Raw genomic sequence first — 19,914 nt, 5'->3', positions numbered from 1 at the left:
TGTCAGGTCCTTGCTGGAAGAGGAGTCGTGACCGGCTGCAGGTCCCCGTGGCGGTGGACGAGGCCGTCCCCCGGCTCGCCGTGCTCGACCTGCTCGACGGCGCCCACCAGCAGATGGTGGTCGCCCAGGCGCACGGTGCTGTGGCGCGAGCACAGCAGCCTGCCCAGGCAGGCCGCCAAGGACGGCACGCCGTACGGGCCGGGGTACCAGGCGGTCGGCGGGGCGAAGCGGTCGACACCCGGGGTGGCGAAGCGCATGGCCGTGGCCGACTGGTCCGCGCCGAGCAGGTGGATCGCGAAGTGCTCGCTGTGCGCCATCTTCGCCCACGTGGTGGAGGTGTCCGCGAGGGCGATGGCGACGAGAGCGGGTTCGGCGCTGACCGAGGTGAAGGAGGTGACGGTCACTCCCACCGGGCCGTGGGACCCGGCGGCGGTCAGGACCGTGACCCCCGAGGGGTGGGCGCGCAGGACGGAGCGCAGGGCCGTCGCGTCGACGGTCATGCTCCGCTCGCCGGGGCCGGGGGGACGGCGGGCCGGGGCAGTCCGAGGTTCTCCCGCAGAGTGGTGCCCTCGTAGGACGTGCGCACCAGGCCCCGGCGCTGCAGCTCGGGGACGAGGAGGTCGACGATGGCGTCCAGGCCACCGGGGTGGTAGTCGGGCATGATGTTGAAGCCGTCGGCGGCGTCGTTGACGAACCAGTCCTCCAGCTCGTCCGCGATGGTCTCTGGGGTGCCGAGCAGGAAGCGGTGCCCGCGTCCGGCGGCGACGGCCAGGTAGAGCTCACGGATGGTCAGGCCCTGCCTGCGTGCCTGCTCGTAGATGACCTGCTGCTTGCTGGTGCTGCCCTCGATGGCGGGCAGTTCCGGCAGGGGGCCGTCCAGCGGGTATCCGGTGAGGTCGACATTGCCGAGCTGGTACGAGAGCATCCCGAGGCCGACCACCGGGTCGACGAGGGACTGGAGGGTCGCGTACTTGTCCTCGGCTTCCGCCAGGGTGCGGCCCACCACGATGAAGGCGCCGGGCAGGATCTTGACGTGGCCGGGGTCGCGGCCGTGGTCGGCGACCTGCTTCTTCAGGCCGCGGTAGTAGACCTGCGCCTGGTCCAGGGTTTGCTGGACGGTGAAGACGACCTCCGCCCAGCGGGCGGCGAAGTCCTGTCCGTCCGGGGAGGAGCCCGCCTGGACGATGACGGGGTGGCCCTGTGGCGGGCGGGCGACATTCAGCGGGCCCCGCACGGAGAAGTGCTCGCCCTGGTGCCCGAGGATGTGCAGCTTCTCCGGGTCGAAGAAGCGGCCGGACTCCTTGTCGTAGAGGAAGGCGTCGTCCTCCCAGCTGTCCCACAGTCCGGTGACGACCTGCATGAATTCCCGGGCGCGGTGGTAGCGGGCCGCGTGCTCGGGCTGCTTGTCCAGGTTGTAGTTGCGCGCCTCGGCGTCCGTCGCCGAGGTCACGACGTTCCAGCCCGAGCGGCCGGCGCTGAGGTGGTCGAGGGAGGCGAACTGCCGCGCCAGGGTGAAGGGTTCGTTGTAGGTGGTGGACGCGGTCGCGGTGAGGCCGATGTGCCGGGTGTGCACGGCGAGCGCGGACAGCAGGGTCAGCGGCTCGAAGTGGACCATGCGGCCCTGGCGGCTCAGCTCGTCGGCGTCCTTGTACCGGGTCCGGACTCCGGCCCCGTCGGACAGGAAGATCATGTCGAACATGCCACGCTCGGCGGTCTGCACCAGGGAGCGGTAGTAGTCGAAGTCCAGGCCCCCGTCGGGGCGGGCTTCGGGGTGCCGCCAGGCGGCTATGTGGTGCCCGGGCGCGGGAAGGAAGGCGCCGAGCTTCATCATGCGGCGGTGCGGGCTCACCTGGGTATCTCCAAGGTCGAGAGAGGGCGGGGCGGAAGGTGGTGGTGGGGTCAGCCGAGGAGGCGGACGGGCGCGCCTGCGAGGTACGCCTGGATGTCCTCGACGGCGTGGGTGTAGTAGGTGCGGTAGTTGTTCCGGGAGACGTAGCCCAGGTGGGGGGTGGCCAGGAGGCGCGGTGCGGTGCGCACCGGGTGGTCGGCGGGCAGCGGCTCGACGTCGTACACGTCCAGGCCGGCGCCGGCGATGCGCCCCTCCCGCAGGGCGTCCAGGAGGGCGTCCTGGTCGATCAGGCCGGCCCGGGAGGTGTTGACCAGGTAAGCGGTCGGCTTCAGGAGCGCCAGTTCGGCGGGGCCGAGGAGGCCGCGGGTGCGGTCGCCGAGGACGAGGTGAAGGGAGACGAAGTCGCTGGTGGCGAGGAGTTCCTCCTTGCTGGGGGCCCGCCGGACGCCGACCTCGGCGGCGCGCTCGTCGGTGAGGTTCTGGCTCCAGGCCTGGACGTCCATGCCGAAGGCGAGCGCGACCTGGGCGACCCGGCTGCCGATCTTGCCCAGGCCGAGGAGGCCCAGGGTCCGGCCATGGAGGTCGGCGCCGACGGTGGACTGCCAGGGGCCGCCGGTGCGCAGTGCCGTGTTCTCGGTGACGATGCCCCGGGCCAGGCCCAGCAGCAGGGCCCAGGTCAGCTCGACGGGCGGGGTGGAGGTGCTGGCGGTGCCGCAGACGGTGACGCCGTTGCGCTCGGCCGCCGCGTAGTCGATGACGCTGTTGCGCATGCCGGAGGCGATGAGCAGGCGCAGGCGGGGCAGTCGGTCGAGGAGGGAGGCGGGGAAGACGACGCGTTCGCGCAGCGTCACGACGATGTCGAAGTCGGCCAGGGCGGCGGCGAGCTCGTCCTCGGTGGCGAAGTGTCCGGCGAAGCTGACGACCTCCACCTGGTCCTTGAGGGGGCTCCAGTCGGCGGCGGTGGTGGCCACCTGCTGGAAGTCGTCGAGTACGGCGCAGCGAAGGCTCATGTCAGTCCTTGTCTCAGGTGATCGGGGTCGGATGGAGGGTAGTGGCGCCGATGCCGGGGCCGGTGGGCAGGGCGAGGGCGCCGTCGTCGATCCGTACCCCGGTGAACGGGTCGTCGCGGAGGCCGACCGGGCCGTCCAGGTCGAGGTGGTCCGCGAGCGGGGAGAGCTGTGCCATGGCGGAGACGCCCAGCGCGCTCTCCACCTTGCAGCCGAGCATGGTCCGCAGGCCGCAGGCCCGGGCCAGCAGGATCATGCGGTGGGCCTCGGCCAGGCCGCCGCAGGTGACGAGTTTGATGTTGACGCCGCTGACGTGTCCGCGCAGGCGCAGGACGTCCTCGGGCGTGGCGCAGTCCTCGTCGGCGAAGACGGGGACGGGCGAGTGCTCGTGGACGTGGCGCAGGTCGTCGAGGTGGCCGGGGGCGATGGGCTGTTCCAGGAGTTCGACGTCGTGGCGGTGCAGCTCCTCCGCGACCCTGAGGGCCTGCTCGGGGTCCCACGAGCCGTTCCCGTCGACGCGGATGCGGCCGCGGTAGACGGCGCGGAGGACCCCGGCGCGGCTGCCGTCGTCCTGCGGGGTGAGCTTGAGCTTGAGGACCGGCCAGTGGGCGAGCACCCGGCCCCGGCGGACCAGCTCGTCGTCGGGGCAGGCGCCGATGGACAGGGCGGTGGGCGGTACGGGCAGGCCGTCGAGCCCCAGCAACTGGCGCAGCGGGCGGCCGGTGGCCTTGCCCAGCAGGTCGTGCAGGGCCATGTCGACGGCCGACCGGGTCGCCGCGCCGACGTCGGGGAGCGCGTTGAGCGCCGCGCGCAGCCCGTAGGGGGACGCTCCGGCGAGCACGGGCGCGCAGGCGTCGAGCTCGGCGGGGTCGACGTCGCGGGCGGTGCCGAGGCCGCACAGGTCACGCCAGGTCAGCTCGACGACGCGCTGGCGCACCCGGGTGGTGACGCCGGTGTTGCTCACGAAGGGTTCGCGCAGGGCGATGACGATCTCGCGGTGGGCGAGCTTCATCCGAGGACCTCCTCGAACGTGGCGACCGCCCCGCACGCCTGGCGGAATGTGAGCGCGCGGAACCCGTCCGGTTCGACCGGTACGGCGGGCTCCCGCACGGTGCCGTCGGCCGGAACCCCGCTGCCACCGGCGAACCGGCCGCGCAGGTACGGCGAGAGCAGCCCGGCGTGGCCCTCCAGCCAGCGCCGTGTCGTGTCGTGGGCGGCTCCCGGGTCGGCGGCCCCGAGCCGGGCGAACAGGTCGGCCAGCAGGTCGATGTCGCGGGGCGAGGTGCTGGGTGGGCACAGCATGAAGGTCTGGGCGGGCAGCAGGACGAACGCCACCGGGCGGGCGGCCTCGAAGTGCTCGACCAGCGGGTCGGTGATCGCGCGCAGGGAGCGCACGGTGGAGCGCCGGGTCAGGTAGCCGTTGCGCCGGGGCGGGCAGCCGGCCATGGCGCGCGCGCCCCAGTGCAGATGAGTGATGAAGGGTTGCTCCGGAGGTCCGGGCGGGCCGTCGGGGTGGTGCATGTCCAGGAGCGCGAACAGGACGTTGGTGAGCTGAAGCGACATCACCGGCAGCAGCGGCGGCAGTTCGGGCAGGCGGGCGATGAACGTGGCCGGGTCCACCAGCGCGTGGACCGTCACCATGACCGCCTCAGCCAGGGAGCGCGCCGAGGGGTAGTACTGGTCCTCGAGCAGGTAGCCGGCGCCTTCCGGGCACACCCGGCAGCGGGCCACCTCGCCGTCCAGGCGTACCGCCTGGCTGATCAGTTCGGCGAACGCCTGGTTGCGGCCCTGGGCGGCGGCCTGCTCCAGGAGCAGGGTGAGCATGTCGGTGACGAGGCCGGCGCGGTCGGTCAGGGCTGTGGCCCAGTGCCGGAAGCGGTAGCCGGGCAGGGCCGCCATCCGCTGCTTGTGCAGGTCGACCAGGGGGACGAGTTGCCCGTCGACCTCGGCCTGGACCAGGGGGCAGAACAGCGGTGTGGCGCGGTCGCGGCGCACGAAGCGGGAGCCGTCCCAGGTGTGCAGCGGCAGGACATGCCGCTTGCCCTGGTCGATGAGGGAGCCGGGCTGGTAGGCCTCGTCGCCGCCCTCGGTGTCGGCCTCGGTGCGGGTGAAGCCATAGATCAGCGGGTAGCCGTGGCCGCCGCCGCAGACAGCGGTGTTGAAGTCCATCGGCCCGGCCCGTCCGGCCGCGATGTCCTCCCAGTTCCCCAGGTGGCCGGTGCGCGGCGGCAGCAGTGACGGGGCCTCGGCCAGGGCGTCCAGGAGGGTGCCGACGGGCAGGTCGTGGGTGCCGGTGTGGACGGGGACGAAGGTCTTCGCGCCCGCGGTGAGGGCGTCGGCCTCGGCTGCCGTGCGCAGGCCCAGGGTGTCGAGGATGTGCGTCATGCCGTGTCCTCGTGCCGTGCGCCCATGGTCCGCAGCAGATAGGGCAGCGTGCCGCCGGCCAGCAGGACGTCCCACTCACCGGCCGACCGCACGTCCGCCCGTACGGTGAACCCGATGCCGTCGGCCGTGACATGGGCCTCGCCGCTCGCGCGCACCTGCGACAGGTCGACGTCGAACTCCTCGCGGCCTGTCAGACCGAGGTCGCTCCAGCTCCGCCCGGCGGGCAGGAGCAGCGGCAGGATGCCCATGGCGCACAGGTTGGCCCGGTGGATGCGCTCGAAGTCCTCGGCGAGGACAGCACGGACGCCGAGCAGCCAGGGGCCCTTGGCGGCCCAGTCACGGGACGAGCCCATGCCGTAGCCGCGGCCCGCCAGGACGATCAGGGGGGTGCCGCTGCCGGTGTAGCGCCGGGCGGCGTCGTAGACGGGCAGCCGCTCACCGCTGGGCAGGTGCAGGGTGGTGCCGCCGCTGTCACCGTCGCCCACCAGCAGGTTGCGCAGGCGCGGGTTGCTGAACGTGCCGCGGGCCATCACCTCGTGGTTGCCCCGGCGGGAGCCGTAGGAGTTGAAGTCCCGTTCGCCCCTCTCCCGCAGGTACTCCCCGGCCGGGGAGGCTGCCGAGATGGCGCCGACGGGAGAGATGTGGTCGGTGCTGACGTGGTCGCCGAGTGCCACCAGGGCGCGGGCCCCGCTCAGGACGGGAAGTCCGCCCTCGGAGTCCACGTAGGCAGGCGGACGGATGTAGGTGGAGGTCTCGTCCCACGCGTACACCTCGCTGTCGGGGGCGGTGATCGACTCCCACGCGGGCTGCGGTGCGCGATCGGGCGCGAACACCTCGGGGGTGACCCACCGCTCCTCCAGCTCGCGCAGCTCGCCGGCGTGCGGCCACAGGTCCCGCAGGTGGACGGGCCTGCCGTCGCGGTCGACGCCCAGCGGCTGGCTCTCCAGGTCGGTGCGGACGTCGCCGACCAGGGCGAGCGCCACGACCAGAGCGGGTGAGGCGAGGTAGCCGGCGCGGACCTGGCTGTGGACCCGGGAGGCGAAGTTGCGGTTGCCGCTCAGTACGGCGGCCACGGTCAGGTCCCCGCGGTCGACGGCCTCGCCGATGCCCTCGTTGAGGGGGCCGCTGCCGCCGTTGCAGGTCATGCAGCCGTACCCGGCGACGTGGAAGCCGAGCGTCTCCAGGTCGGTGAGGAGTCCGGCGTCGGCCAGATAGCGGGTGACCGCCCTGGAGCCGGGCGACAGGCTGGTCTTGACGTGGGCGGGAACGCGGAGACCCCGCTCGACGGCGCGCTTCGCGAGCAGGCCGGCGGCGAGCATGGCCTTGGGGTTGGAGGTCGATGTGCAGGAGGTGATGGCGGCGATGACGAGGTCACCGTCCTGGACACCGGCTTCGCTCCGCAGGCCCTGCGGGCAGAGCGCGGCCAGCGAATCCGGCAGTTGGCCCAGGGAGATGCGCTGGTCGGGGCGGCTGGGGCCGGCGAGGCCCGGGCCCACCTCGCCCAGGTCGAAGGCGAGGGTCCGCCCGAAGACCGGCTCGGCGCCCTCCCGGAGCAGGCGCTGCTCCCGGCAGTACTCCCGGACGCGGGACACCGTCGATTCGTCGCGCCCAGTGCGCCGCAGGTAGCCGAGGGTCTCCTCGTCCACCGGGAAGAACGCCGACATGGCACCGTACTCGGGGGCCATGTTGGCCACGGTGCAGCGGTCGGGCGCGGAGAGTTCGTCGACGCCGGGGCCGGTGAACTCCACCATCAGGCCCTGGACGTTCTCCTCGCGGAGGCGGCGGGTCAGGGCCAGGACCACGTCGGTGGGCGAGGTCCCGGGGCTGACCGTGCCGGTCAGCCGCACCCCCACGATCGGGGGGACGCGGATCGCCTGCGCCAGGCCCAGCATCTGTGCCTCGGCCTCCAGGCCGCCGACGCCCCAGCCGAGCACGCCCAAGCCGTTGACCATGGTGGTGTGGCTGTCGGTGCCCAGGACGGTGTCCGGCATGAGGGAGCCGTCGGGGCCCTCGGCGACGACGGTGGCCAGCTGCTCCAGGTTGACCTGGTGGACGATGCCGCGTCCCGGCGGGATCACCGTCACCCCGTCGAAGACGCCTTCGGCCCACTTGAGGAATGCGTAGCGCTCGCGGTTGCGGGACATCTCCAGGGCCTCGTTCAGGCCCAGGGCGTCCGGGCGGCCCGCCCAGTCGGTCTGCACCGAGTGGTCGACGACCACGTCGACGGGGAGGGCGGGGTTGACGCGGCTGGGCTCGGCGGCTCGGTCGCGCAGCACGGCCAGGTCGACCAGGAGCGGGATGCCTGTGTAGTCCTGCACCAGGACGCGGGCGGGGCGGAACGGCATCTCCAGGGCCGGGTCCTCGCCGAGCGCCAGGCGCTTGCCCAGGACCGAGGCCTGTGCGGGGTCTCCGCCCCGCAGCAGCGACTCCAGCAGGACGCGGCCGGTGTAGGGGAGGGCACCGAGGTCGAAGCCGTGCTCTGCGGCGAATTCCGGCAGCCGCACCGGGAGGGGGGACGGCACGGACGTGGTGCTCATCGCGCGGCTCCCTCGGGGTAGGTCAGGCCGCGCGGGCCCGCGTAGGCGAGCAGCGGGCGGATCAGGACGTTGTTGGCGTGCTGCTCCAGCGCTTGCGCCACCCAGCCGGGCGCCCGTCCGACGACGAACAGGGCGACGGCCAGGTCGTCCGGCAGGCCCAGAAGACGGTAGGAGAGACCGGCGTAGAGGTCGACGTTGGCGGCGACGCCGTGCCGCTGCCGGGGCCGCATCGCGGCGGCGACCGCGTCCAGGATGTCGAGGCCGGTGCGGTCGCCGCGCTCCTCGCTCAGCTCGACGACGCTGGCGCGCAGGTGGCGCACGCGCGGGTCCTCGGTGCGGTAGACGCGGTGGCCGAAGCCCATGACGGGCTCGCCCCGGCTCTGGAGGGCGGCGACGTGGGCCTCGGCGTTCTCGGGTGCGCCGACCTCGTCGACGAGTCCGATGACCCGTTCGGCGGCGCCGCCGTGCACCGAACCGGAGAAGGCGGCGATGGCGGCGGTGAGCGCCGCGGTCATGTCGGCGCGGCAGCCGATGGCGACGCGGGCGGTGAACGCGGAGGCGTTGGACCCGTGGTCGGCGTGGACGACGAAGCCCTTGTCGATGACGCGGACGGCGGCCGGGGTGGGCTCTTCTCCCAGCAGCACGGTGAGGAACGCCTCGGCGTGGCCGGCGTCCTCACGGGGCCACAGTGGTTCGCGGCCGCTGCGGAAGGCATGGTGCGCCGCGACGATCATCGGGATGCGGGCGATGAGCTCGATCCCGGCCGCGCGGGCCTCCGCGTAGCTCTCGTCGGTGCCCGCCGTCCGGCGGGCGCCGAACGCGCCGAGCGCCGAGACACAGGTGCGCAGTGCCTCCATCGGATGGGCGTGCGCGAGTGATCGGACGAGGTCCTGGACCGGCGCGGGCAGGGTGCGGGCCGCGCGCAGCTGCTTGGTGAAGACCTCGAGGGCGGCCGCGTCGGCGAGGTGGCCGTGGACCAGCAGGTGGGCGACCTCCTCGAAGGAAGCGTGCTCGGCCAGGTCGTGGATGCTGTAGCCCCGGTACTCCAATATGCCTTCGGCACCGTCGATGAGGGTGACGGCGGACTGGTCGAAGGTGACGCCCTCCAGACCCCGGTGGACGGTGCCGCCGGGCGCCGGCGCGTGGGGGGTCCCGGAGGCCGTGCGGGGCGCGGGGGCCGTGGAGCCCGCGGTGGCCGTGGGGTCGCTCAGGCCGTCGGCGAACGCGCGCACCGCACCGAGCGTGCGCAGCTCCAGCATGAGGTCGTCGTCGACCTCGACGCCGTACTCCTGCTCCAGAGCGACCATGAGCGTGACGTGCCCGAGCGAGTCCCACTCGCGGACGGACTGGTAGGCGAGATCGGCGGTGAGACGGTCCTCGGTGATTCCCAGGGTGCGGGCGACGAGTTCGTCGACTGTGCTCACGATGGCCTTTCTTCGGGGGCGCGGGGGAAGGGGCGGAGGGGCGGTGGTCACAGGCTGGTCCGGAGGCGGTCGCGCAGCGCGCCCCGGTCGGTCTTGCCGTTGCCGTTGACGGGCATCTCGGCCACCACGTCGATCCGGGCGGGCGTCATGTAGGGCGGCAGCGCGGCCTCGCAGGCCGCGGTGAGCGTCGCGGGGGTGACGTCGCCGCAGACGACGGCGGTCACGGTGTGGGCGTCGGGCCACTGCAGGGCGACCGCCTCCACGGCGCCGGCCCGCCGCAGGACGGCCTCGATCTCGCCCAGTTCGACGCGGTAGCCGCCGATCTTGACCTGCTGGTCGTTGCGGCCCAGGCACACGTAGGCGTCGTCCTGCCGGCACACCAGGTCACCGGTGCGGTAGTAGGTGCGACCCTCGTACGCAAAGAAGCGCTCGGCGGTGAGTTCGGGCGCCCGCCAGTAGCCGGGGGTGGTCTGCGGGCCCGCCATGCACAGTTCCCCCACCTGACCGTCCGCCACCGGGGCCCCGTCCTCGCCGATCACCAGCGGGTACAGGCCCGGGTAGGGGCGGCCGATCGGCACGTTGTCGTGGACGCAGGCCGCCGGCCCGGTCACCGGGTCCCAGCGGTGCACCGTGCAGGCGATGGTCAGCTCCGTGGGCCCGTACAGGTTCTCCACCACCGACTGCGGGGCGGCCGCCTGCCACGCCTCGGCGGTCTCGCGGGGCAGCGCCTCGCCGCAGAACAGGCTCCAGCGCAGCGTGGGCATCGTCCCGGGGCGGAGCACCCCGCGCCGCCGCAGGACAGCGGCGACGGACGGCACGGAGAACCAGACGGTGATCCCGTTGCGCTCAAGGTACTTGAACGGCGAGAGCAGCTCGATGGGGTCCATCGAGCACAGCCGGGCCCCGTTCTCCCAGGCCATGAAGAGGTCGAAGACCGACAGGTCGAAGGTCTGGTCGAAGGTCTGCGTCAGCCGGTCCTCGGGGGTGAGGCGGTAGCGCTCCTGGTTGGCGTCGAGGAACGCGCGGACGTTGCCGTGGGTGACGGGCACGCCCTTGGGCGTGCCCGTGCTGCCCGAGGTGAACAGCAGATAGGCGATGTCGTCGGGCGCGACCGGGGGCAGTTCCTCCAGCGGCGCGGCGGCGGCCAGGTCCTGGGCGTCCAGGACCCGTACGTCGCCCAGCTCGCCGGCCTCGGCCCGATCGACGTCGGGAAGCAGCACGACCGGCTTGCGCGGCAGACCCCGCAGCAGGCCGGCGAGGCCGGGCAGGGAGGCGGCGTCCACGACGATCGCGTCGATGTCGGCGCGCTCCAGCATCGAGCGGGTCCGCTCGGCCGGGAACCTGCGGTTCAGCGGGACGAACGCGGCGCCCGCGCACAGCGCGGCGGCGACCCCCAGGTAGGAGGCTTCGCTGCGGTGGGCGAAGACCCCGACCCGGGCGGGCCGGCCGCCCGCTGCCTCGACCAGCAGGGCGGCCCAGCGGCGCGCCGTGGTCGCGGCCTCGGCGTAGCTGTACGCACGGCGTCCCAGGCTCAACGCGGTGCGGTCCGGCTGGACGAGCGCGTGCTTCAGGAGGCCGGCGCCCAGGCGTACGTCCGATGCTGTGGTCATGTCTGTCCGAACTCGTCGACGGTGGATTGCGCACGAAGCTATCGAGGGCTCCGGGGGCCGGTCCCGGTTGTGCGCACTGCCGCGCTAAACATCCTTGGCCGGGAAAAACGTGTTCTGCTCATTTCCCCCGCGGGCCGGCAGAGCGGTTGTCGGCCGGGCGCGCGGCGGCGACAGCACGCGTGGGGGCACGTCGCCGTGGGACGTACGGGCAGGCCGCGGAGGCGCGCTCAGACGGTGGCGGGGTCCTTCGCGGGGGTCGCCCTGCGGCGACCGAGGGCCACGACGGCCGGAACAGCGGCGCCCAGCACGGCGTAGGCCACGGCCAGGACGATCCAGCCGAGGGCGCCGTGGCCGATGATCAGCCAGGTGAGGACGGCCGGGGCGAACATCTTGCCGATGTCACCGCCCATCTTGTACGTGCCCTGGTATTGGCCCTGCGCGTGGTCGGGCGCCAGGTCGAAGACGATGGTCCAGCTGCCCGCCGCCTGCCGGATCTCCCCGAACGCGTGCAGCAGCGCGCCGACGCCCAGCAGCACGCAGGCCGCGACGACCTCCGCGCCGTCGGTCAGGGCGAAGAGCAGGCAGGCGCCCGCCACGCAGCCGGCGCCCTGGAGGCTCGCGAAGGACGCGGACCTCGGGTCGCGGACGCCGCGCGCGACCCGGGTCTGGAGGGCCACCACCAGCGCGGTGTTCAGCAGGAGCAGCGCCGCGCTCGTCCAGCGCGGCGCGTCCGTGTGCTGGACAACCCACAGGGGCAGGACGAGGTCGAGCAGCAGGGCGTGGGTGACGAGGGCGCCGTCCAGCACGGTGAACGCCAGGAACGGTGTGTCCCGCAGCACGGAGAAGGCCGCGCCCGGCATGGCGGGCACCGGCGGCACCGCCCGTTCCTTGAGCGTGAGCAGTCCCGTGATCAGGAAGCAGAGGGCGGCGAAGAGGACGGCGCTCTGGTAGCCGATGCGTTCGTCCCACACCAGGACGAGGCCGGCCAGACAGGCGCCGACCGCCAGGGTCGCGTTGACCGCGGCCCGTATGTACGCCATGACGTGCACCCGGTCCTCCCGAGGCACGTTGGCCGCGATCATCGCCTTGCGGGCGTTGTTCCCGGCCCGGTAGGCCAGCCCCTGCACGGAGGTGACGAACAGGTACGACCAGAAACCCTGCGCCGCGGCCAGGGCTGCGGTCAGCGGAGCCAGGGCGAGGAACGACCACAGCTGCACGGTGCGCGGTCCCGCGCGGTCGGCGAGGTGGCCCAGCGGGATGCTGGACAGCAGGACGAGGACGGCCGTGACGCCCAAGGCGACGCCCAGTTCGCCGGGTGACAGGCCGACGACCGTCACCGCGTAGAGGGCGCTCAGGGCCATCCACAGCCCTTGCCCCAGGCTCATCACCATGGTGATGAGCGTCAGCGTCCGGGTGGGACCGGGCGCGGGGAGAATTCGGATCGGCACTATCGGTTTCCTGTCGCGCTCGCTGGGCCGTGAGGGAGGGCCGCCGGGAGGCCGACGGGGGTACGGGCCATCCGGGGGAGACGTCCGCGTCCAGTACGGTCCGGGTCCGGTTCACGCTGGAGGGTCCGGCGCTCGAACCGGGTCCGGTTCACGCCCGGGAGTAGAGGTGCTCGGGCCGGCCACTGGTGCCGTACCGGAGGGTGAGCCGCAGCCGCCCGCTGTCGGCGAGGAACTTCAGGTACCGCTGCGCGGTCGAGCGGCTGATCCGCGTCAGCTCGGCCACCTCCTGGGCGGTCAGCCGGCCCCCGGCCCCCTGCTCCTCGACCGCTCGCGCGACCAGGTCCGCGGTGTGCTCGGAGAACCCCTTGGGCAGGCCCCGCCCCGCGTCCGGAGTGCACCCGCCGCCCAGGGACCCGTCGACGGCGTCCTGGTCCATCTCCGTGGTGTCGTCGAACGCGGCGCGCATCCGGGCGTACGACTCCAGCCTCTCGCGGAGGCTCTCGCAGGTGAACGGCTTGACGAGGTAGTGCAGAACACCCGCGCGGCGGGCCGCGCGGACCGATGCGGGTCTGCGGTCGGCGGTGACCATGACGATGTCGACGTCCAGGTTCATGCTGCGAAGACGGCGGGTGACGGACAGTCCGCTCTCGTTGGGGAGGTGCTGGTCGAGCAGGATGAGGTCGATGCCGCCGCGCTCGACGGCCGCCAGGGCGGGAGCCGCGCCGTGGGCGATTCCCGCCACCCGGAAGCCAGGTATCTCGGACACGTAGTGGGCGTTGATCCTCGCCACGTAGAAGTCGTCGTCGACGACGAGCACGTTGATCACCGGCCCTCCCGCAGCCGTCTCGACGTGCCCGCGTCCGCCTGGCACGGCACGTGCCGGCGGGCTCCCTGGTGCTGTTCGGCGGCGCACATCCGGACGGTGAAGACGGCGCCGCCGCCCTTCCGGCCCTTCACCTCGACCGATCCGCTCCGCGCCTCGGCGACGGCGCGTACCAGCGCCAGGCCGATGCCCCGGGGGCGTGCGGGCGAGGCCGGCTTCGTCGAGGAGCCCCGCTCGAAGACCCAGCCGCGCAAGTGGGGCCTCACGCCAGGCCCGTTGTCGGACACGGAGAGATCGAGGGTGCCCCGGTCGTACCGGAGCACGACCTCTACGCGGGGCTCCGGCCGTCCGGTGCCGGTGACGGCGTCCAGGGCGTTGTCGACGAGGTTGCCGAAGACGGCGCCGATCTCCCCCGCCCCCTCCAGGCCGGCGGGCAGCCAGGAGGCGGGGTCGAGCCGGAAGTCCACACCGCGCTCGACCGCGGCGATCAGCTTGCCCACCGCCTGTGCGCGGACCAGGGGGTCACCGATCTGGCGCGTAATCACCTCGACCGTGGCGAGCGGCACCCCGTTGGAGGCCGCGAACGCGTCCGCCCGCTCCTCCGCGAACCGGGCGAGCACCTGAAGGCCCCTCAACATGTGCAGCGTGTTCCGTCGTTCGTGCCGCCGCACGTCGGCGTCGGCCAGATGACGGGTGCTCTGGAAGCTGTCGAGCCAAGCTCGCTCCGCCGCCGTGGGGAGCGCGGTCAGGGTGCCGTTCACGTCGCCGCGGGGGACGGGCGTTCGTCTCGCCGCCCGGGGCTGCGGGACAGTCGCGCATAACTGACTGTGGTGCGTCATGATCGGCTTTCCGTGGTCCTTGCACCTAGTGAAGGTGCCCCATTGGACCTGATCCCGCCGAGTACTTCAAGTAAATAGATCACCTTCCTGCGGAGGCCCTCCTTCCTCTTCGGGGGGCTCGACGCTTGGGCTTCCCCTCGGCGTGGAGTCGTGACCAGAGAGGAAGTTGAGGGCCAGGGCGGGGAAGCGGCGGCCGCAAACGCCGCTGCTGGGGATCGACGACTTGCCGCCGTATCCGCTCCAGCACTCACCCGAGATTCCGGGCGTGCTCCAGCGGCTCCACGACGAGCCCCGGCCTGTTCTTCGCGCTGCGGCTGCGGGTGCGAACGGCCCGTTCGGCTCCGTCCCACGAGACCGCCCGATTCCCGTCGGTTGGGTCCGCTGTTCTGCGGCTTGCCCCTGCATGTCGGTGCCTCCCTCTACGGTGGGGATCCGGATGCCGACGGGGCGACGGGAGGGGCGACAGGCGTGCGCAGGGTTCCACCGGAGATGTTCCGGTGCACGACGGTGGAGAAGTCCGACCTGTACGGGGCGGTGCTGGACGTCTTCGGCGTGGCCGGTGAACACCTGGAGGCGGGCGCTGGGGGTCGACGCGGTGCGAGAGCGGTTGCGCGGGGTGGGCTGGGTGGCGGCGGCCGCGGAGGAGGATCCGCACGAGGTGCTCGGGAAGCTCGTACAGCGGGAGCTCCTGGACGTCGTGCACAACCATGCGGAGACGAGCTGTGCGTGCTGTCCGGTGAACCCGCGTCGGCTGATCGGCGGATCTTCAGCACGCTGCGGGAGCTGGAAGGGCATCTGGACGCTCTGGTGGAGAACACCAAGGCGTTCAACGGGGAACTGCAGCGACTCCTCCGTGCCGAGGGCGCAGCACGCTTGCCGCGACACGGGGCCGGCGGGGGCCCGGCGGAGGATCAGTCCTGCCGGGGCTCCTGGCCGACGGGTCCGCTCCACCGGCTGGACTCCAGCCACGAGCGTGCCGGTTCCGCCGTGCGGGTGGTGTCCACGGTGAGTTCCAGACGGGTTCCGTCACCCTCGCCGTTGGCCGGATAGCTGCGCTGCTCGGTAGCGGCGAAGCAACGCCGGAGCACCTCCGCCACCCGCCGGGCGACCTCGGGTGACGCGGCGACGACATGAACCTCGGCGTACCCGGCCGAGGGTGCTTCCTGGGGCTCCATGGAGACCTCGCTGTGCGGCTGGATGTGACTGGACCGGAGAGCTGGTCACTCTACTTCGCCGTGCCACCACCCTGCTCCCGCCCCTGGCGGACGGTACCCCCGGCTACCGGGCCCGGGTCCGGTAGCCGGTCATCGTGCCCGGGTCCGGCCGGTTATCGGTCCCGGAAGGCGTCCCGGCGCATCATCAGAGCTGCTGCCGGGTGCCCGGCACGCCGGCCGACCGCGGTTACCCACATCCGCGTCGGCCGCGGGCGCCGGGTCGCCGTGCCGGCCCGCCCCTGCCGCGCGGGCGCCGTCCTCCGGCCTCCCTAGGCAGGGACGCGGTTGTGCCGGAGGGGTGCTCCCGCCTGATGGAGGCTGGTGAGTGCCTGTCGGTAGGAGGCGATCAGCCCGGTCTCCAGGTAGTCCACGCCCAGTTCCTCGCAGTAGTGCCGGACGAGGGTCCGTGCCTTGCGCAGGTTGGGGCTGGGCATGCTGGGGAAGAGGTGGTGTTCGATCTGGTGGTTCAGCCCGCCCAGGGCGATGTCGGTGAACCAGCCGCCGTTCACGTTGCGTGAGGTGAGCACTTGGCGGCGGAGGAAGTCCGGGCGGTCGTCGCCCTTCAGAATCGGCATGCCCTTGTGGTTGGGGGCGAAGAGGGAGCCGAGGTAGAGACCGAACAAGCCCTGGTGGACGGCGAGGAAGGCGATCGCCATGCCGGGCGGCAGGACCCAGAACACGGCGGTCAGGTACGCCACACAGTGAACGGCCAGCAGAACACCGTCGAGGAACCGGTGCCTGAGCGAGCCGTTGGCGACCGCCCTCCCGCTCGACACGTGCAGGTTGAAGCCCTCCAGCGTGAGGAGGGGAAAGAACAGGAACGCCTGCCAGCGGCCGAGCAGACGGGGGAGCCCGGTGGCGGCGCGGGCCTGGTCCTGGGACCAGACCAGCAGGTCGGGTGCGACGTCGGGGTCGAGGTCCTCGTTATTGGGGTTGGCGTGGTGACGGGTGTGCTTGTCCTGCCACCAGCCGTAGCCCATTCCGATGCTCGCTCCGGCGATCCGTCCGGACACCTCGCTGGCCCGGCGCCGCCGGAACACCTGGCGGTGGGCCACGTCATGCGCGACCAGGGCCACTTGCCCGAAGACGAGGGCCAGGAAGGCGGCGACCGCCAACGTCCACCATGAGCGGCCGACGAGTGCGAAGGCGATCCATCCGGTGGCGTAGAGCCCGGCCACCGCGGTGATCCGGAGCGTGTAGTAGCCCGGGCGCCGCTTCAGCAATCCGGCATCCGCGACCTTCCTCGACAGCCGGGCGAAGTCGCTGCCGGGACTCCCGGGACTCCCGGGACGTGGAGCGCGGACCGTGACACTTGTCATGTTGGGGAAACTCTCTGCGAGGCGGGCAGGTGGCTCGGAGCCGTTGGTGAGCCTGTGCGACCGGTGGCGGAGACCTGCCCGGAACGGCGGCCGTCCGCAGGGTCGGCCAAGCGTGACCCGTTCACTCGGCACAAGCCGGGTTCCCCGTCGGGCGGACATCACTCTGTCGGGTGAGCCGCTGTGGATCACGCCCGCACTGCTCCACGGTACCCATGACCTGACCGCCGCCCGCCACTCGCCGCATTGTCTGTTCTTGCCGACCGTGCTTGCACCGGGGCGGGCTCCTGGGCGACCACACCGCGGCCTGCGCCCGTTCTGCCACTGAGTTCGCCCACCAGCGCCTCTCTGCGCGGCCTCCAGGCAGGAACCGGAGCCCGACGGGTCGGTGGTTGACCTGCGTCGTTACCTACATGGCGGGGCCGAATGTTTCGGTGATGTTCGCGATTCATGCGAGAGGTATTGACGTGGTTCACCGGTTCCCTATCATTCGGGTTGCTCGAGACTTCGACATGTGTTCGGTATTGCGAACAGGTCGGGATCGCTCCACTCGTACGGCGGGTCACCTCCGGGCCGTGTTCCATCGAAATGCCGAGACGTAAGGGGTGTGCCTGCGTTGTGTATGTCATGGATCTGACAATTCCTGTCGTCGTGCGGCCCGAGGACGCCGGGCGCCACCGGTCCTCCGGAAGGCCGCAAGGGCCGGGACGTCACAACGGTCTGCCGTGATGCTCACAGACCGCTGCACACCGCACTGCACCGTCAGTCCGGACAGCCTCGACGAGGTCAGCCGGAACCGCCTACTCAAGGTTGGGGAAGTCCCCATGCACAGAGGAAGTTTCAACCGCAGGCATCTGTCTGTGGTACTCGCCGCCACGGTCGCGGCGCTGGCCGCGCTGGCGGCGATGCTCGTTGCCACCCCGGCTCAGGCGGCCACCAGTGGCGCCTTGCGCGGTGTGGGTTCGGACCGGTGTCTCGACGTGCCGGGCGCCGACCAGACCAACGGCACGTACCTGCAGATCTACGACTGCTGGAACGGAACCAACCAGCAGTGGACGTTGACGGACGCCAACCAGCTGACCGTGTACGGCAACAAGTGCCTGGATGTTCCGGGCCATGCCACCACGGCCGGTACCCGGGTGCAGATCTGGAGCTGTTCCGGCGGTGCGAACCAGCAGTGGCGGGTGAACTCCGACGGCACGGTCGTCGGCGTGGAGTCCGGGCTGTGCCTGGAGGCGTCGGGCGCCGGTACGGCCAACGGCACAGCGGTGCAGATCTGGACGTGCAACGGCGGTGCCAACCAGAAGTGGACCGGTCTGACGCCGGACGACCCGCCGACCGACGGCACGTGTGCTCTTCCGTCGACGTACCGGTGGACATCGACGGGTGTCCTGGCGCAGCCGGCGAACGGGTGGGCCGCGGTGAAGGACTTCACCACCGTGACGCACAACGGCAAGCACCTGGTCTACGCGTCGAACGTGTCGGGGTCGTCGTACGGCTCGATGATGTTCAGCCCCTTCACGAACTGGTCGGACATGGCGTCGGCCGGCCAGACCGGGATGAGCCAGGCCGCGGTGGCGCCGACCCTGTTCTACTTCGCGCCCAAGAACATCTGGGTGCTGGCGTACCAGTGGGGCTCCTGGCCCTTCATCTACCGCACGTCGAGCGACCCCACCAACCCCAACGGCTGGTCCTCTCCGCAGCCGCTGTTCACCGGGAGCATCTCCGGCTCCGACACGGGCCCGATCGACCAGACCCTGATCGCCGACGGCCAGAACATGTACCTGTTCTTCGCCGGTGACAACGGCAAGATCTACCGGGCGAGCATGCCGATCGGGAACTTCCCGGGCAACTTCGGCTCGTCCTACACGACCATCATGAGCGACACGAAGGCCAACCTGTTCGAGGGCGTACAGGTCTACAAGGTCAAGGACCAGAGCCAGTACCTCATGATCGTCGAGGCGATGGGCGCGAACGGGCGCTACTTCCGCTCCTTCACGTCATCCAGCCTGAGCGGGTCCTGGACCCCGCAGGCCGCGAGCGAGAGCAACCCCTTCGCGGGCAAGGCCAACAGCGGTGCCACGTGGACCAACGACATCAGCCACGGTGACCTGGTCCGCAACAACCCCGACCAGACCATGACCATCGACCCCTGCAACCTCCAGCTCCTCTACCAGGGCAAGGACCCCAACGCGGGCGGCGAGTACAACCGGCTGCCGTGGCGGCCGGGCGTCCTCACCCTGCGGCGCTGATCTTCCCGGTGCCCGGTGACCGCGAGGTGACGCGGTCCGCCGGTGTGCGGGTGAGCGGTTGACGACGTGGGCAGCTCCAGCTCCTCCAGCCCGCTGACCGACACCCACCGCATCGTGGAGCCCCAGTCGTGCGGCGGCTGGGGCTCCTGTGCGGAGGAGGGCTGTCCATACGCGGTGGACGCCATCGAACCGGCGGCCGACTTTGCGTGACGGGGCTGTGGCGGGAAGGGCGGCCGCCCGGGACGGGCCAGTTCGGCCGCCCGGCGCAGCAGTCCGACGGCCTTTGAGTACCCTCCGTAACGGTTCTGGTCCGACCACATGACATGTGTGACATAGTCGTTCCTGGGGCTTTCGATCAGGGAGGGAAGTGCGTCATGTCCGTCGAGTGGGAGCCCGTCCGGCAGTCCCGCACCCATGAACTCGTGCTGGAGACCATCGAGGCACGGGTGCTGGCCGGTGAGCTGAAGGCCGGTGACCGGCTGCCGCCCGAGCGGGAGCTGGCGCCCGTGCTCGGGGTCAGCCGCTCCGCTCTGCGTGAGGCGCTGCGCGTGCTGGAGACGATCGGCGTGCTGGTCGCCCAGTCCGGCCGGGGGCCGGACGCCGGGGCGCGGATCGTGCGGCACCCCGACGGCGCGCTCGGCAGACTGCTGCGGCTGCACTTCGCGCTGGGCAGCTACAGCCTGGAGGACGTGCTGGAGGCTCGGGTCACGTTGGAACGTTCGAGCTTCCAGGCAGCCGCCGGGCACGCCTCGCCGGAGGAGCTCGAAGAGGTGGAGACCCTCCTGTGGCGGATGCGGGAGCCCGGCGTGGAGGTCGCGGAGTTCAACGACCTCGACACCCGGTTCCACGTGCTGATCGCCCGCAGCTCCGGCAACCGGCTGACGTCCACCCTCACCTCGGCGGTGCGCGAGTCCGTGCGACCGCTGATCCTGCGGGCCCTGGAGGGGGCCGAGGACTGGCCGGCCGCGGCCGGCTCCCTGAACGACGAACACGCCGAACTGCTGCGTCTGGTCCGGGAGGGCGAGGGCGCGGCGGCGGCCGACCTGGCCGAGAAGCACATCCGAGGTTTCCACGGCACCCTGGTCGACGACCAGGGGCCGGAGCCCGCCGAGCAGTAGCCGCGGCGCGGACCGGTGGCCCGGGTGCGCCGCGCGGGGGTGGGTCCGGGGTGAGAGCAGCCCCGGTCCCATCCCCGCGCGCGTTTCGGGTG

16 protein-coding genes and 1 pseudogene are annotated in these 19,914 nt (G+C 71.9%); 4 read left to right on the top strand and 13 right to left on the bottom strand.

All coding sequences use genetic code 11. From position 1 onward, the window contains the following. Positions 1-2: 2 nt before the first annotated feature. The 11 genes from ACZ5C2_RS12890 to ACZ5C2_RS12840 form a co-directional block, all read right to left on the bottom strand. The gene (locus ACZ5C2_RS12890; RefSeq protein ID WP_468789486.1) at positions 3-500 is read right to left on the bottom strand and encodes a flavin reductase family protein; all 498 of its coding nucleotides are present in this window, start codon (positions 498-500) and stop codon (positions 3-5) included. After that, positions 497-1,849, bottom strand: coding sequence for an LLM class flavin-dependent oxidoreductase (locus tag ACZ5C2_RS12885; protein ID WP_468789484.1), 1,353 nt, complete (start codon positions 1,847-1,849; stop codon positions 497-499). Before ACZ5C2_RS12885 ends, ACZ5C2_RS12890 begins: the two co-directional genes overlap by 4 nt. Before the next feature lie 50 nt (positions 1,850-1,899). Then, positions 1,900-2,859: a D-2-hydroxyacid dehydrogenase family protein gene (locus ACZ5C2_RS12880; protein ID WP_468789482.1), complete on the bottom strand. Its 960-nt coding sequence runs from the start codon at positions 2,857-2,859 to the stop codon at positions 1,900-1,902. 13 nt (positions 2,860-2,872) lie between these two features. Further along, positions 2,873-3,868, bottom strand: coding sequence for an enolase C-terminal domain-like protein (locus ACZ5C2_RS12875; protein ID WP_468789480.1), 996 nt, complete (start codon positions 3,866-3,868; stop codon positions 2,873-2,875). After that, positions 3,865-5,241 (bottom strand): DUF6025 family protein, encoded by a 1,377-nt coding sequence (locus tag ACZ5C2_RS12870; RefSeq protein WP_468789478.1) that lies wholly within the window; start codon positions 5,239-5,241, stop codon positions 3,865-3,867. The genes ACZ5C2_RS12875 and ACZ5C2_RS12870 overlap by 4 nt, the downstream gene beginning before the upstream one ends. Continuing rightward, positions 5,238-7,778, bottom strand: coding sequence for an aconitate hydratase AcnA (acnA, locus tag ACZ5C2_RS12865; protein WP_468789476.1), 2,541 nt, complete (start codon positions 7,776-7,778; stop codon positions 5,238-5,240). The genes ACZ5C2_RS12870 and acnA overlap by 4 nt, the downstream gene beginning before the upstream one ends. Further along, entirely contained in the window at positions 7,775-9,202 is a 1,428-nt protein-coding gene (locus ACZ5C2_RS12860; protein WP_468789474.1) for a citrate/2-methylcitrate synthase, read from the bottom strand. The genes acnA and ACZ5C2_RS12860 overlap by 4 nt, the downstream gene beginning before the upstream one ends. A gap of 47 nt (positions 9,203-9,249) precedes the next feature. After that, the gene (locus ACZ5C2_RS12855; RefSeq protein WP_468789472.1) at positions 9,250-10,812 is read right to left on the bottom strand and encodes an amino acid adenylation domain-containing protein; all 1,563 of its coding nucleotides are present in this window, start codon (positions 10,810-10,812) and stop codon (positions 9,250-9,252) included. A 227-nt stretch (positions 10,813-11,039) separates the two neighbouring features. After that, on the bottom strand, positions 11,040-12,260 hold the full coding sequence (locus tag ACZ5C2_RS12850; RefSeq protein ID WP_468789470.1) for an MFS transporter: 1,221 nt from the start codon (positions 12,258-12,260) through the stop codon (positions 11,040-11,042). 148 nt (positions 12,261-12,408) lie between these two features. After that, a complete protein-coding gene (locus ACZ5C2_RS12845; protein ID WP_468789468.1) occupies positions 12,409-13,086 on the bottom strand; it encodes a response regulator in 678 nt (225 codons plus the stop codon). Further along, entirely contained in the window at positions 13,083-13,844 is a 762-nt protein-coding gene (locus ACZ5C2_RS12840) for a sensor histidine kinase (RefSeq protein ID WP_468789466.1), read from the bottom strand. Before ACZ5C2_RS12840 ends, ACZ5C2_RS12845 begins: the two co-directional genes overlap by 4 nt. Positions 13,845-14,411: 567 nt before the next feature. Here ACZ5C2_RS12840 and ACZ5C2_RS12835 point away from each other — a divergent pair. Further along, positions 14,412-14,789 (top strand): annotated as a pseudogene (locus ACZ5C2_RS12835) (DUF2397 family protein); the annotation flags it as partial. Between the two features lie 44 nt (positions 14,790-14,833). Here ACZ5C2_RS12835 and ACZ5C2_RS12830 read toward each other — a convergent pair. Continuing rightward, the gene (locus ACZ5C2_RS12830; RefSeq protein ID WP_468789464.1) at positions 14,834-15,097 is read right to left on the bottom strand and encodes a hypothetical protein; all 264 of its coding nucleotides are present in this window, start codon (positions 15,095-15,097) and stop codon (positions 14,834-14,836) included. 308 nt (positions 15,098-15,405) lie between these two features. Continuing rightward, positions 15,406-16,455, bottom strand: a complete 1,050-nt coding sequence (locus ACZ5C2_RS12825; protein ID WP_468789462.1) for a fatty acid desaturase family protein — start codon at positions 16,453-16,455, stop codon at positions 15,406-15,408. Between the two features lie 821 nt (positions 16,456-17,276). Here ACZ5C2_RS12825 and ACZ5C2_RS12820 point away from each other — a divergent pair. The 3 genes from ACZ5C2_RS12820 (at position 17,277) to ACZ5C2_RS12810 (ending at position 19,822) form a co-directional block, all read left to right on the top strand. Beyond that, the gene (locus ACZ5C2_RS12820) at positions 17,277-18,704 is read left to right on the top strand and encodes a non-reducing end alpha-L-arabinofuranosidase family hydrolase (RefSeq protein ID WP_468789460.1); all 1,428 of its coding nucleotides are present in this window, start codon (positions 17,277-17,279) and stop codon (positions 18,702-18,704) included. A gap of 66 nt (positions 18,705-18,770) precedes the next feature. Next, entirely contained in the window at positions 18,771-18,914 is a 144-nt protein-coding gene (locus tag ACZ5C2_RS12815; RefSeq protein ID WP_468789458.1) for a hypothetical protein, read from the top strand. A gap of 164 nt (positions 18,915-19,078) precedes the next feature. Continuing rightward, a complete protein-coding gene (locus tag ACZ5C2_RS12810; RefSeq protein ID WP_468789456.1) occupies positions 19,079-19,822 on the top strand; it encodes a FadR/GntR family transcriptional regulator in 744 nt (247 codons plus the stop codon). Positions 19,823-19,914 lie beyond the last annotated feature (92 nt).

Source organism: Streptomyces sp. NPDC031365 (genome assembly GCF_055569765.1).
The sequence above is the reverse complement of the archived record's forward strand: the minus strand, read 5'-3'. Positions and strand labels throughout refer to the sequence as shown.